At 55.9% G+C, this 14,111-nt stretch carries 12 protein-coding genes; 6 read left to right on the forward strand and 6 right to left on the reverse strand.

Annotation, left to right across the window (positions count from 1 at the left end; genetic code table 11):
- Positions 1 to 116: 116 nt before the first annotated feature.
- Positions 117 to 1,226: an iron-sulfur cluster carrier protein ApbC gene (gene apbC, locus NQ842_RS08590; protein ID WP_257256730.1), complete on the forward strand. Its 1,110-nt coding sequence runs from the start codon at positions 117 to 119 to the stop codon at positions 1,224 to 1,226.
- Positions 1,227 to 1,318: 92 nt separating this feature from the next.
- Here the strand turns inward: apbC and NQ842_RS08595 are convergent, their stop codons facing one another.
- Positions 1,319 to 1,798 (reverse strand): GNAT family N-acetyltransferase, encoded by a 480-nt coding sequence (locus NQ842_RS08595; protein ID WP_046888441.1) that lies wholly within the window; start codon positions 1,796 to 1,798, stop codon positions 1,319 to 1,321.
- Positions 1,749 to 2,081, reverse strand: a complete 333-nt coding sequence (locus tag NQ842_RS08600) for an RcnB family protein (RefSeq protein WP_014832660.1) — start codon at positions 2,079 to 2,081, stop codon at positions 1,749 to 1,751. The genes NQ842_RS08595 and NQ842_RS08600 overlap by 50 nt, the downstream gene beginning before the upstream one ends.
- Positions 2,082 to 2,553: 472 nt before the next feature.
- Between NQ842_RS08600 and NQ842_RS08605 the strand changes: the two genes are divergently transcribed.
- Genes NQ842_RS08605 through etk form a run of 3 tightly spaced genes read left to right on the forward strand, consistent with a single transcriptional unit; the run spans position 2,554 to position 6,340 of the window.
- Complete coding sequence (locus NQ842_RS08605) at positions 2,554 to 3,693, forward strand: polysaccharide export protein (protein WP_014832659.1); 1,140 nt, start codon at positions 2,554 to 2,556, stop codon at positions 3,691 to 3,693.
- Entirely contained in the window at positions 3,693 to 4,142 is a 450-nt protein-coding gene (locus NQ842_RS08610; protein ID WP_063412488.1) for a protein tyrosine phosphatase, read from the forward strand. The genes NQ842_RS08605 and NQ842_RS08610 overlap by 1 nt, the downstream gene beginning before the upstream one ends.
- Complete coding sequence (gene etk / locus NQ842_RS08615) at positions 4,142 to 6,340, forward strand: tyrosine-protein kinase (protein WP_257256732.1); 2,199 nt, start codon at positions 4,142 to 4,144, stop codon at positions 6,338 to 6,340. Before NQ842_RS08610 ends, etk begins: the two co-directional genes overlap by 1 nt.
- Here the strand turns inward: etk and NQ842_RS08620 are convergent.
- Entirely contained in the window at positions 6,337 to 7,680 is a 1,344-nt protein-coding gene (locus tag NQ842_RS08620) for an NCS2 family permease (protein WP_257256733.1), read from the reverse strand. The two genes, etk and NQ842_RS08620, sit on opposite strands and share 4 nt — an antisense overlap.
- 20 nt (positions 7,681 to 7,700) lie before the next feature.
- Positions 7,701 to 9,479 carry an adenine deaminase gene (locus tag NQ842_RS08625; RefSeq protein WP_248062521.1) on the reverse strand — a complete coding sequence of 593 codons (1,779 nt, stop codon included), beginning with the start codon at positions 9,477 to 9,479 and terminating at the stop codon, positions 7,701 to 7,703.
- A 122-nt stretch (positions 9,480 to 9,601) separates the two neighbouring features.
- Here NQ842_RS08625 and NQ842_RS08630 point away from each other — a divergent pair, with 122 nt between their 5' ends.
- Both NQ842_RS08630 and NQ842_RS08635 read left to right on the forward strand, forming a co-directional pair.
- A complete protein-coding gene (locus NQ842_RS08630; protein WP_170289883.1) occupies positions 9,602 to 10,522 on the forward strand; it encodes a LysR family transcriptional regulator in 921 nt (306 codons plus the stop codon).
- Positions 10,523 to 10,592: 70 nt separating this feature from the next.
- Complete coding sequence (locus NQ842_RS08635) at positions 10,593 to 11,108, forward strand: protein disulfide oxidoreductase (protein ID WP_248041510.1); 516 nt, start codon at positions 10,593 to 10,595, stop codon at positions 11,106 to 11,108.
- A 36-nt stretch (positions 11,109 to 11,144) separates the two neighbouring features.
- On the opposite strand, the gene NQ842_RS08640 is transcribed toward NQ842_RS08635, so the two are convergent.
- Complete coding sequence (locus NQ842_RS08640) at positions 11,145 to 12,611, reverse strand: aspartate aminotransferase family protein (RefSeq protein ID WP_257256734.1); 1,467 nt, start codon at positions 12,609 to 12,611, stop codon at positions 11,145 to 11,147.
- An 18-nt stretch (positions 12,612 to 12,629) separates the two neighbouring features.
- Positions 12,630 to 14,006, reverse strand: a complete 1,377-nt coding sequence (locus NQ842_RS08645) for a diaminobutyrate--2-oxoglutarate transaminase (RefSeq protein WP_047361043.1) — start codon at positions 14,004 to 14,006, stop codon at positions 12,630 to 12,632.
- Positions 14,007 to 14,111 lie beyond the last annotated feature (105 nt).

The raw sequence follows: 14,111 nt of genomic DNA on the forward strand, positions 1-14,111 counted from the left end.
CTGTGAAAAGGGTTTTTGATATTACCAAAAGGGGCATTATTAAGTAAGCACAAACCACGGCCTTTCAGGTAAACTTGTTCATCTAAGGTCTTATTCACAAGAACAAAGGAGTCGGGATGAGTTCTCAATCCCAGGCCAAATCACCGGAAGCCTTACGAGCAATGGTCGCCGGGACGCTGGCTAACTTTCAGCATCCAACCCTGAAGCACAATCTCACTACGCTGAAAGCGTTGCACCATGTCGCATGGCTGGACGAGACACTGCACGTTGAGCTGCAGATGCCGTTCGTCTGGACCAGCGCCTTTGATGCGCTGAAAGAGCAAACCAGCTCTGAGCTGTTGCGCATTACCGGTGCGAAAGCGATTGACTGGAAACTGACCCACAGCATCGCCACCCTCAAGCGGGTGAAAAACCAGCCTGGCGTGAACGGTGTGAAAAACATCATCGCCGTCAGCTCTGGTAAGGGCGGGGTGGGGAAATCCTCTACTGCTGTCAACCTGGCGCTCGCGCTGGCGGCCGAAGGGGCGAAGGTGGGTATTCTGGATGCGGATATTTACGGGCCGTCAATTCCAAATATGCTGGGTGCAGAAAACCAGCGTCCAACCTCGCCGGATGGAACCCACATGGCACCCATCATGGCGCACGGTCTGGCGACCAACTCCATCGGTTATCTGGTGACTGATGACAATGCGATGGTCTGGCGTGGTCCGATGGCCAGCAAAGCGCTGATGCAGATGCTGCAGGAGACCCTGTGGCCGGATCTGGATTATCTGGTGCTGGATATGCCGCCGGGTACCGGTGATATTCAGCTGACGCTGGCGCAGAACATTCCCGTGACGGGGGCCGTTGTGGTAACCACCCCGCAGGATATCGCGCTGATCGACGCCAAAAAAGGCATCGTGATGTTCGAGAAAGTCGAGGTGCCTGTGCTCGGTATCGTCGAGAACATGAGCATGCACATCTGCAGCAACTGTGGTCATCACGAGCCTATCTTCGGCACCGGTGGCGCAGAAAAACTGGCGGCGCAGTATCACACCCAACTGCTGGGACAGATGCCGCTGCATATCACGCTGCGTGAAGATCTGGATAGCGGGAAACCGACGGTGGTCAACCGTCCGGACAGCGAGTTTGCTGAGATGTATCGTCAGCTGGCGGGACGCGTTGCGGCGCAGCTCTACTGGCAGGGTGAAGTTATTCCTGGCGAAATCGCCTTCCGCGCGGTGTAATCTCCAGCGCCGGATTGCCGGGTGGCGGCTTCGCCTTACCCGGCCTACGAAATACGGTTTTGTAGGTCAGGTAAGCGAAGCGCCACCTGACTTTACCCAAGCCGATAATGCATCAGATAGTACTCTCCGTCCGGAGAATCTCCCGTTGCTTCAATGTGCCAGCCATGACGCTGATAAAACGCGATAGCCCGTTCGTTTCTCACCAGGCACTTTAGCGCCCCGGTACTGGTAAACGTTTTTTGCACCTGTTCCAGCAGCAAATGGCCTACACCCAGGCTCTGATACTGCGGGTCAACGAACAGATTGTGCAGAAAATTATCATTCGTCCAGACTGACGCAAAGCCCACACGATGACCGTTCTGCACGGCGACCCAAATCACTTCGTCGCGGGTGGCCTCGTCAAAGTCTTCGAGCTGCCATTCGGCACCGTTTAGCCACGGCCACGCCTCGCGGCGGGCATGCAGGTAAAGCGTGCGCAGGAAAGGGCGATCGCTCTCCTGCCACGGTCGGATTTGAACGGTATTAGCGATGATAGAAGATATCTCCGTTATACGCTTTGTAGATTTTGCCATCAGCATCACCGATCAGGACGTAATTCTCGCCCATATAGGTCCAGTGTGTGCCCGCATCCGGTGCCGGAAGGTTACGCAGTTGATACTGTTTGATGGTGTATTCAGGGGTTTGATATTGCGCCGGAGCCGTGTCACCAATTTTGAACTTCGTGAAATCAGCGATGAACTCTTGTTCTTCATAAGCTTTGATGCCGCCAGATGCTGACGCCGTTTGCGGGGCCGCATAAGCCGCGCTCGCAAGAGACATTACTACACCCAGAAGCAGCCATGTACGCTTAGCCATTTTTTCTCCAGTTATACCGTTACTGATACTCTCAGTCTGCTGTTGTGATGACGGTGTGGCAGACAGCCTATTTTAAGTATCCCAGCAGAGTCTGTTCGAAAAAAAATGTAACAAAAGTGGACGGTTTTGTGTAGATCAAACGTTTAATACTATTTTGTTTATGAATGATATTTTCTAAGACTAATTCAGTGCAGAAATGTTTTTTTTAATTAATTCTGAAAATATAAATTTGCTCTACATTTGTGACCTGAAATGCATGCATTTTATTTAAAGACGTTTTAAACTTAAAAAAGTGGAGCGGTTTAATTCTCAATTCTACGTGGTTCCGGTCCTTCAGTTAATTCTGCACAACGTTCAATGATGTGGGATTTTTACTTAATTGCTTGAAAAACAGCATATTGTAAAGCCAGGCAATTCTTCCGGAATGGCCTGTTATGCGTTTTTTGCGCTCATGATTGATAAATTAATTTTAATGAAAAACACAACCACACTCTCTGTAATATTCTTAGCGATAAGTCTGTTGACTGGCTGCGTATTTTCTCCTGGGCAAACATTACGCTCATCGGGGAAAAACATCATCACGACGGGTGATGAAAATAATAATATAGATAAGCGCGTGGATCTTTATCCTCTTACCCCTTCCCTGATTGAGAAATTGCGTCCTGCCGCCGCGAAATCTCAGCCAAATCCTAATCTGGATGAGCAGGTCAGACACTGGGAGTACCGTATTGGCGCAGGTGATATTTTGACCGTTACCGTCTGGGATCACCCTGAACTGACAACACCGGCCGGGCAGTATCGTAGTGCCAGCGACACCGGCAACTGGGTGAATGCCGACGGGACGCTCTTTTATCCCTATGTCGGAAAACTCCCCGTGGCGGGAAAAACGGTCTCTGAAGTCAGGGAGGAGATCGCCAAACGGCTGGATAGCGTGATCGAAAGCCCGCAGGTGGATGTCAGCGTGGCCGCTTTCCGCTCGCAAAAAGCCTATGTCACTGGCGAAGTCGCCAAATCTGGCCAGCAGGCGATCACCAATATTCCCCTGACGGTTATGGATGCCGTCAACGCGGCGGGTGGGCTTTCTGCCGACGCGGACTGGCGCAATGTGGTTCTCACTCACGAGGGCAAAGATTCGCGCCTCTCTCTCTACGCGCTGATGCAGCACGGCGACCTGACGCAAAATAAACTGCTCTATCCGGGCGATATTCTTTTTGTACCTCGCAATGACGCCCTGAAAGTCTTTGTGATGGGGGAAGTGATCAAGCAGAGCACGCTGAAGATGGACAGGAGCGGGATGACCCTTGCCGAAGCGCTGAGCAATGCGGGCGGGCTGAATCAGGACATGGCCGATGCGACGGGCATTTTTGTCATTCGCTCCATTGCCAAAGGCAACAATGCGGGAAAAATCGCCAACGTTTATCAGCTTAACGCGCAAGATGCCTCCGCGATGGTGCTGGGCACCGAATTCCAGCTTGAGCCCTACGACATTGTGTATGTCACCACGGCGCCGCTGTCGCGCTGGAACCGCGTCATTACCCAGCTCGTGCCCACCATCACCGGTGTTCATGACCTGACCGAAACGGTCCGTTACATCAGATCGTGGCCGCAGTAATGTTCGATTCCATTTTAGTGGTCTGCACCGGCAATATCTGTCGCTCGCCGATTGGCGAGCGGCTGTTGCGCCAGTTGCTGCCGGGGAAACGGATAACCTCGGCAGGCATATTTGGCCTGGAGGGAAGCCCGGCGGATATCATCGCTCAGGATGTGGCCAGTCGACATGGGATCTCACTTGATGGACATCGCGCGCGCAAACTGACTCCGCAACTCATGCGGGAATCGGAACTTATTCTGGTGATGGAACCTGCCCATCTTCGCTTTATCACTGCCATGGCCCCGGAAATTCGCGGCAAATCGCTGCTCTTTGGGCAATGGCTGGAACCGCAGGACATCCCCGATCCCTATCGTAAAAGTCGTGAAGCGTTCGACTATGTTTTCGGGCTGCTGGGCAAAGCCAGCCAGGAATGGGCTCATCGTTTGAGTCAACAAGGAATGAAGCGTTAATGTCGTCTTACACATCAGAAAGTTACGGTGCGGCCGCACCGGAAAATCATGAAATCGATCTCATTCGTCTCCTTGGCGAGATGATCGATCACCGTGCAGTCATATTATCAATTACGTTCATTTTCACTCTGCTGGCGGGGCTGTATGCCTTTCTGGCCACGCCCGTTTATCGCGCAGATGCTTTAATTCAGGTGGAGGGAAAGCAGGATAATAGCCTGCTCAAAAATTTAAAACAGTTTGGCAGTGAGATGTCTCCCGATGTGCAACCCGAAATTCTCCTGCTTAAATCGCGCATGATCCTGGGCGCTACCGTTGATGAATTAGGATTAGCGCAGCATGTGACGCAGCGTACTTTCCCGGTTGTGGGGGGGCTTTGGGCGCGCTTGCAGGGCCGCAAACCGGCGACGATCGACTTTGGCTGGCTGCAACTGCCACCTGTCAAAGACAAACCACGCACGCTTGTGCTCACTGTGCTGGAAAAAGGCGCATACCGGCTGGAAGACGACAATTTTTATGCTGAGGGCATGGAGGGAAAACCTTTTGAAAAGGAGGGTGTTTCCCTGCTGGTGTCGAAACTGAATGCCCCAACGGGTACGCAATTCACGCTACAAACCCGTCCCCGTCTGGAGGCAATTAATCTGCTGAGTACCCAATTTAGCGTCGTTGAATCGGCAAAGCAGAGCGGGGTGCTAACGCTCACGTTGACCGGCACCGATCCTGACCGTATTGCCCTGGTGCTCAACCGGATTGCCAACAATTATCTGCAGCAAAATATCGCCCGCCAGGAAGCGCAGGATGCCCGCAGTCTTGCGTTTTTGCAGCAGCAGTTGCCCAAAATCAGAAGCGAGCTGGATCTGGCCGAAGAGCGGCTGAATCAGTACCGCAAACAGCGTGACTCGGTCGATCTCTCTCTGGAAGCGAAATCGGTTCTCGAGCAGATTGTGAATATTGAAAACCAGCTCAACGAGCTGACGTTTCGTGAGGCAGAGATTTCTCAGCTTTTCAAGAAAGATCACCCGAACTACCGCGCCCTGCGTGAAAAACGCCAGACGCTGGAGCAGGAGAGGATCCGTCTGAATCAGCGTGTCGCAGCTATGCCGTCGACGCAACAGGACATTTTGCGCCTCAGCCGGGACGTGGAGTCAGGCCGCACTATCTATCTGCAACTGCTTACCCGTCAGCAAGAGCTGAACATTTCCCGTTCCAGCGCCATCGGTAACGTGCGAATTATCGACAGCGCGGTAACCCAGCCCGATCCCATTAAACCGCGAAAGGCGCTGGTCATCGTGTTTGGCATCCTGCTGGGGTTGATATTATCAGTAGGCCTGGTGCTGGTCCGCATGGCGCTCAGACGCGGCATCAACACCGCCGATCAACTGGAAGGGCTGGGCGTCCAGGTGATGGCCACCTTGCCGCGTTCTGCGTGGCTGTGGAAAAAAACCAACCTGCGCAGAAAACGCGCGTTTGGTACGCGCTGGAAACACCGGATCACCGACGTGCCTTTTCTGCCGGTTGATCGGCCAGCGGATATTTTTGTCGAGGCCGTGCGCGGACTGCGTACCAGTCTCCATTTCACGTTGCAGGATGCCGCTAACCGGATCGTCATGATTTCCGGCCCGACGCAGGACTGCGGAAAAACGCTTGTCAGCACGTCGCTGGCGGCGATTGAGGCGCAGGCCGGGCTGAGGGTGCTATTCATTGATGCGGATATGCGCGAGGGCTATGTCCATAACGTATTCGGTTTAACTAACCATACCGGACTGTCCGGCGTGCTTGACGGGAAATGTGAATGTCAGGAGGCGATACAGCGCTATGAAAAAGGCAACATTGATGTGCTGACCTGCGGGCCGGTTCCGTTACGCCCCTCTGAACTGCTGATGAGCGAACGCTTCAGGGCGGTAATGACCTGGGCAAATGAGCAGTACGATCTTGTGATCCTGGATACTCCGCCGGTACTGGCCGTTACCGATGCCTCCGTGGCTGCCCCGGTGGCCGCCACCTCACTGCTGGTGGCCCGCTTTGCGAAAACCAGCCTGAAAGAGATGGAAAACAGCATCAAGCGTCTGCAGCAAACGGGGGCCTATATCAACGGCACCGTGCTGAACGACGTGGTGAAGTCCGCAGCGCTCTATTACCGCGCAGGCTATGGCCATTACGAGTATGGCCAAAGCCCGACACGGCAACCGCGCAAGGATTAATGTTTTACCAGGGTGGCGAAGTAATACACCAGCGGGATGGCGAGGATCCAAAGTCCAACAGGGATGTCTCGCCATTTTCCTGCAATCGCTTTGATCACGATGTAAAACAGCAACCCTCCCGCAATTCCCGTCCCGAAGCTGTTGGCGATGAGCGTAATCATCACCATCATCAGCACCGGCAGTCCGTCGGTGAAGTTCGCCAGATCCACCTTGCGCAGGCCGCTGAACATATTAAGACCGATCAGGATCAGGGCAGGGGCTGTGGCTTCTTTCGGGATCATCAGCGCAACGGGGGTAAACAGCAGCATCAGCAGGAACATAACCGCTGCTGCCAGTGCCGTCATGCCGGTTTTACCGCCCGCTTCTGCGGCCGCCGAGGATTCAATCAGCGCCGTGGCGGCAGGAATACCCACCCACGGTCCAATGGCGGCGGCAATCGAGTCCACCATAAACGGACGATTGATATTGGCCATATTGCCCTCTTCATCCAGCAGTCCGGCTTCGCCCCCCACTGCCAGCGTGGTGCCCATGGTGGAGAAAAATTCCGACGCGAAAAAGACAAACAGGAACGGCAGGAAGGCAATATTCAGCGCACCCACCATGTCGATATGGCCCAGCACCGGTGTCAGTGAGTGAGGCATATCGATAAAGCTGGCGGGAAGCCGGGTCACCCCCATCGGGATACCCACAAGGGTGGCAAATAAAATGGCCCACAAAATGGCGCCCGGTATGCGACGCGCCTGCAGGGCAATGGCGAGGAACAGGCCAGTGAGGGCCACCAGCGCACCGGGTGAGAGAAAATCACCCAGCATCAGCGCGTTTGTTTTCGCGTTGGCCAGCACCAGCCCTGCATTGCGAAAACCCAGTACCGCGACAAAAAGACCGATAGAGGCCGTCAGCCCCAGCTTGATGGACTGCGGTACGGAGCGGGTCACCACTTCACGCAGGCCAAAACGGGTGAGCAGGAAGAACAAAATTCCTGACCAGCAGGCAATGCCCAGACCAATTTGCCAGCCGATGCCTTCACTGCCTGCCAGCGTTACCCCGACCAGCACCGAGCCACCAATGCCGGGCCCGACAATAAACGGCAGGTTGGCGTAAAACGCCATCAGCAGCGTACCGGCCACAAACACCAGAATAGTGCCGGTGGTCGCCGCGCCTTTGTCCATCCCGCCCACGGCGAGAAGCCCCGGGATGACCACCAGCAAATAGGCGGCGGCAAGAAAACCGGTGAGACCGGCCAGACACTCTGTGCGCACGGTACTGCCGCGCGTATGCAGTGCAAAACGACGTTCAAACCAGCTCCCTGGTGCTGGCGAATTAACGGTGTTGTCGGCCATTATCCGGCTCTCCTTCGGTATTATTGTGTAGTGTCCGGGGTTTCCCGGTAAGAAATCAACGGATCGACAATCTGGCGCGTGCTGCCATCGGTCAGTCCAAGATCGGTTAAATGCGGCCCGGCGTTGCAGGCAAGGCACGTCCCTTCAATCGCTTTAAATACTCTGTATGGCGGCTCCCAGTCGGCAATCTGGCTGCTGCGTTCGCGCAGCTCACGGAACTGGCGCGCCAGTTCCGCAGGGGCGAGTTCTGACAACATCCCCGCAATGGGCATCGCCACATGGGCAATCACGTCCCCGTTCTGGACCAGCGCCATCCCGCCGCCGCTTTGGATCAGCGTATTAGCGGCCAGCGCCATGTCATTTGGATCGCGTCCCAGTACCACCAGATTGTGTGAATCGTGGGAGTAGCTGGTGGCAATAGCTCCCCGCAGCTCTCCCCAGCCTTCAAGCAGGGCGATTTGCGGTTTTGCCGCGTGGCGTGCGTGGCGGTGCTGAACCCAGATCAGGCTAAAACCAGCCGGTATTTCAACGCGTCCGTTACGCACCTGAACGTCAATTTCACCCCAGCGGGTAAAGCGTGCGCCGCTGATATGACGCAGGCGCGCCACACCGTGGTTTGCGTTATCGATGCGCATGTAAAAATCACTGGCGGTCAGCGCCGACAGGCGCACGGTATCACGGGGCAGCGTCAGAGGCGTATCGACAAGCGGCTCGATCATCGCTCCGTCACGGGCAATGCATTTTCCAGCGACGTACACCTGGCGAGCCGTCAGTTTATCCAGTGAATCGAACACCACCAGGTCCGCACGACGGCCCGCGGCAATCAGCCCGAGATCGTTACGCTGCAGGCGAAGGGAGGCGTTCAGGGTGGCAAACCGCAGCGCATCCGTCGCCGGAAGACCATGTTCAATCAGCAGGTTGAGCAGGGCGATGATGCCACCTTTTTCCATCAGCATGTCTGGCGGCACATCGTCGGTGCAGACCGTGATTTGCGACGAGAGATGCGGCAGCGTTTTCAGCGCGCTGACAATATCCGGCAGCAGATAAGGATGCGAGCCGCGGATCTCCAGCGTCAGCCCGGCGCGCAATTTTTCCAGCGCGTCCTCGGCGGAGGTGAGTTCATGGTCAGAGGTGATGCCCGCCGCCAGATACGCCTGTAAGTCCGCGCCACTGAGTCCTCGCGCATGGCCTTCAATCAGCTTTCCACTTTCCAGCCCGGCCTGCAGGATCTCCAGCATACGCTGACTGCCATTCAGCACCCCGTGCATGTCCATCACTTCCGCTACGCCGCGCACTTCCGGCCAGCCGAGCAGGGTATTCATCTCTTCGCCCGCAAAGTCTGCGCCTGACATCTCCAGCCCCGGCGTGGAAGGGACGCTCGATGGTGCCGCGACCATCACCTGCAGCGGCAGGTTGCGGCTCGCCTCAATGGCAAAGCGGACGCCCTCAATCCCCAGCACGTTCGCCAGCTCGTGCGGATCCCAGAAAACGGCGGTGGTGCCCTGCGCCAGTACAATCTCCGCGTAGCGTGCGGGCAGCAGGTGCGAGCTTTCAAGGTGAACATGCGTGTCCATCAGCCCCGGAGAGAGGAACTGATTGTTCAGATCGTGCGTCTCATGCGCATCGTTGCGGCTGCCGCGCGGATGGACGCTGGCGATAAGCGAACCGACGATACCCACATCCGCGTCGCGGATCTCACCGGTTGCCATATCAACAATTCGGGTATGTGTGAGCAACAGATCAAACGGCGTGTCGCCTCGTGCAGCCATAACGGCGCGGCGTCGGGTATCGGCAGTCATGCAATTAACAGTTCCAGCATTGAAATATTGACGTTACTCTATGCACCCGGCAAACGTTTGCCCAGTTGATAAAATTTATCGCCCGATAACCCCGGGTTATTCTGTGACGGGTGTAATGGATAATGATGACGGAACCCTGGCAGCGCTTGCCTGCGCTCTCCCTTCGACAGCTACAGTATTTTGTCACTCTGGCGCAGCTGCGTCATTTTACGGATACCGCCAGTAAGCTGGCTATCAGCCAGCCGGCACTCAGTAGCGCCTTGCGGCAAATCGAAACGGTACTCGGCGGCAAACTGGTCAATCGTACCGCGTCGGCGGTCACGCTGACCGAGCTGGGTCACGCCATTCTGCCACACGCCCAGCGGGTGCTCAGCGTGGCGCAGCTGGCGTTTGATGATATGCAGCAGATTGTGCAGGCCGGCGGTGACGGCACGGTGCGTATTGGCCTGGTACCCTCTGTCAGTTCGTTGCTGTTCCCGCTGCTGCCGCAGACGCTGGCGCAGGCTTTTCCGCGCCTGAGAGTGGAGTTTCACGACCAGACCAATGATGCGCTGGTGGCGCAACTGCTGAAAGGGCAGATTGATTTTGGCATCGGGGCGCTGGACAGTTCGGTACCCGAACAGCTGGACGTGTTCCCGCTGCAGGAAGATCCGTTTGTGGCGGTGTTGCATTGCGACGATCCGCTTGCCGCGTCGGCACATGTTCCCTGGAAACAGCTGGTGGGGCGGGATATTGCCGTGTTCTCAAAAGGAAATATTCAGCGGCTGGTCAATGCGCTTGCCGAAAGCCACCGTCTGTCCCTGCAGACCCGTTATCAGGTGGACTATATCGAGACGCTATACGGGCTGGTGCGCTCGAAGCTTGCCGTGGGGATATTGCCGCAACTGTACACCACGCACCTGCAGGACCCGCAGCTTAAGGTGGTCCACCTTCAGCAACCGGCCCTGGCGCGTACGGTGGCGCTGATGCGAGCCCCGCAGGCGCTGCCTGCGCTCATTGAATCCTGCTTTACCCTGATGGTGGATACCTTACGCACCAGGTAGGGCGACACTTCTTTACAGCGAAACGGTGCGTAGCTCGCTAAGATGACCTTCGTTAAATCACGAGGTCACAATGGAAAACCGCAAATTCAGCAAACTGCGCCGCTGGGCGCGGGAAGGGATCATACTCGCTCTGCTGGCGCTGGCCGTGATGTGGGGTGTGGATCAGTACCGCAAGCCGTCCTTACCCGCCACGTTTAGTGCCACTCCGATGCAGGACATTAATGGCACGCTGCACGACATTGCGGCGCTCAGTCAGGACCGGCCGCTGTTGATCTACGTCTGGGCGACATGGTGCAGCATCTGCCGTTATACCACGCCTGCGGTCAATAAACTGGCAGAAGAGGGTGGCAATGTGGTGAGTGTTGCCTTGCGTTCCGGGGATGACGCAAAGCTTGCGCGCTGGGTTGAAAAGAAACAGCTGAAAATGCCGGTGGTCAATGATGAAAACGGTGCGCTGTCGCAGCAATGGCAGGTAAGCGTTACGCCGACGCTGGTGCTGGTATCCAAAGGCAATGTCGTCAGTACAACAACGGGCTGGACAAGCTACTGGGGATTGAAAGTCAGGATGTGGTGGGCAGGGTTATAAAAATAGCCCCTCTCCCGATGGGAGAGGGGCTTTGCATTACTTCGCCAGAACTTCCTGCGCAGTGCGCTCAACCAGAGACAGCAGGATTTTAATATCCTCCAGCGTCACGGTTGGGTTCAGCAGTGTCAGTTTCAAACAGGTCACGCCGTTATGTTCGGTCACGCCGACGTTTGCACGGCCGGACTCCAGCAGCGCATCACCAATTTTCTGGTTCAGCAGGGCGATACCTGCATCATCTGCCTGCACCTCGCCACGGAAGCGGAACAGCACGCTTGCCAGCTGTGGCTGCATAACCAGTTCCAGAGCCGGCTGCTCTTTCACATAAGCCGCAACCTGCTGTGCCAGCGTCACGCCGTGATCGATGATCGCCGCGTATTGCTCCTGACCCAGCGCTTCCAGGCTCATCCACAGCTTCAGCGCGTCGAAACGGCGCGTGGTCTGCAGCGATTTGGATACCAGGTTCGGCACGCCGGCTTCTTCGTCGAACTCAGAGTTCAGGTAAGCCGCCTGATAGCGCATCAGTTCATAGTGGCGCGCTTCTTTCAGCAGGAATGCGCCGCAGCTGATGGTCTGGAAGAACTGCTTGTGGAAGTCCAGGGTAACGGAATCCACCAGTTCAATGCCGTCCAGGTAGTGACGATACTGCTCAGACATCAGCAGCGCGCCGCCCCAGGCCGCATCAACGTGTACCCAGATATTCTGCTTCACCGCCAGTTCAGCAATGGCGCGCAACGGATCGATAGCACCAGCGTCGGTGGTACCTGCTGTCGCCACGATCGCCAGGATCTGCTCGCCGTTGGCATTGCACTGCTCGATTTTCGCCGCCAGATCGGTCAGATCCATGCGGGAGAATTCGTCAGTTTTTACCTGCACGACGGACTGGTAACCCAGACCCATCAGCGCCATGTTTTTCTGCACGGAGAAGTGCGCATTTTCCGAGCACAGCACGCGGATCTTACGCAGATCGCCCGTCAGACCATCCTGCTGAACGGAGTGGCCCTGACGCGCGAAGAACGCATCACGTGCCAGCATCAGACCCATCAGGTTGCTTTGGGTGCCACCGCTGGTGAAGACACCCGCGTCGCCAGCCTGATAACCCACGCGGGTACGCAGCCATTCGATCAGTTTGATCTCGATAATGGTTGCGGACGGGCTTTGATCCCAGGAGTCCATGCTCTGGTTAGTGGCGTTAATCAGCACTTCCGCCGCCTGGCTAACGACCAGGCTCGGGCAGTGCAGGTGCGCCACACACTGCGGGTGATGAACGGACAAACTGTCTTTCAGGAAGAACTCTACGGCGCGTTCAATCGCCACTTCGTTACCCAGCCCTTTCGGGTTGAAATCCAGCTTAATGCGGTCGCGCAGTTCCGCGACCGTTTTGCCCTGATACATCTCAGGCTGCTTCAGCCACTGCATCACAGCCTGAGTGCTTTGTTCAATCGCCTGCTGGTAAGCTTCAATGCTCTGCGCAGAGGAGAACAAAATTGGGTTTGAATCAGACATCGTAATCAACAACTCCGGTTACGCCGGGCGAACGCCCGCAGCAAGCAGTGCCTGCTCGAATTTATCCAGGAAGACTTTCAGCTCATCATCGCTGATCAGCAGAGAAGGCAGCAGACGCAGAACGATACCGTTACGACCACCACGCTCCAGAATCAGACCGGCTTCGAAGCACTTCTTCTGAATCAGAGCAGACAGCTCGCCATCACCCGGGAAGCAACCCATGTGGTCTGCCGCTTCGTGTGGCTTAACGATCTCAATACCGATCATCATGCCCAGACCGCGAACGTGGCCGATAACCGGATAGCGTTTCGCCATCTCGTTCAGCTGGCTTTTCAGCCATTCGCCCTGTGCCGCAACTTTGCCCGCGATGTTCTGATCTTTCAGGATTTTCAGCGTCGTCAGACCGGTTGCCATCGCCAGCTGGTTGCCGCGGAAGGTGCCGGTGTGGTGACCTGGTGCCCAGGCATCGAACTGCTTTTTGATACCCAGCACAGCCAGTGGCAGACCGCCGCCAACCGCTTTAGACATCACGATGATGTCTGGCTCAATGCCAGCGTGTTCGAAGGCGAAGAATTTACCGGTACGGGCAAAGCCAGCCTGAACTTCGTCGAGGATCAGCAGAATGCCGTGTTCCTGAGTCACTTTACGGATGCGCTGCAGCCACTCAACCGGAGCCGGGTTCACGCCGCCTTCACCCTGAACGGCTTCCAGAATGACCGCAGCAGGTTTGCGCACGCCGCTTTCGACGTCGTTGATCAGGTTTTCGAAGTAGTAGGTCAGCGCTTTTACGCCAGCCTCACCGCCGATACCCAGTGGGCAACGGTACTGGTGTGGATAAGGCATGAACTGCACTTCTGGCATCATACCGTCTACCGCTTCTTTCGGAGACAGGTTACCGGTCACGGACAGTGCGCCGTGAGTCATACCGTGGTAACCACCAGAGAAGCTGATAATACCGCTACGGCCGGTGACTTTTTTCGCCAGCTTCAGCGCCGCTTCCACGGCGTCAGCACCGGATGGACCGGTGAACTGCAGGCAGTACTCTTTGCCCTGACCAGGCAGCAGAGAGAGCAGGTATTCGGAAAACGCGTCTTTCAGAGGCGTAGTCAGATCCAGAGTATGTAACGGCAAGCCGCTGGTAATGACATTTTGGATGCTTTTCAGCACATCAGGGTGGTTATGGCCAAGCGCGAGGGTGCCTGCGCCTGCTAAACAGTCAAGGTATTCTTTATTATCTGCATCGGTGATCCACACGCCTTCTGCTTTAGTAATAGCTAAAGGCAGTTTGCGCGGATAACTCCTGACGTTAGATTCAAACTCGGCCTGACGGGCCAGATAGGTTTCGTTGCTTTTGTGGGCATCTACGGTGTCAATACGGACTTTATCCGTCATCATATCACTCCTACAACCGCCGCTTCGTTATGAGCCACGATTGAATAAAAAGTTAAAAAACAGATGGGGGCCTGAAAAAAACGCCGCCAATATAGAGCCTTTTGCCAC

Source organism: Enterobacter cloacae complex sp. R_G8 (assembly GCF_024599795.1).
Taxonomy (GTDB): Bacteria; Pseudomonadota; Gammaproteobacteria; order Enterobacterales; family Enterobacteriaceae; genus Enterobacter; species Enterobacter dissolvens.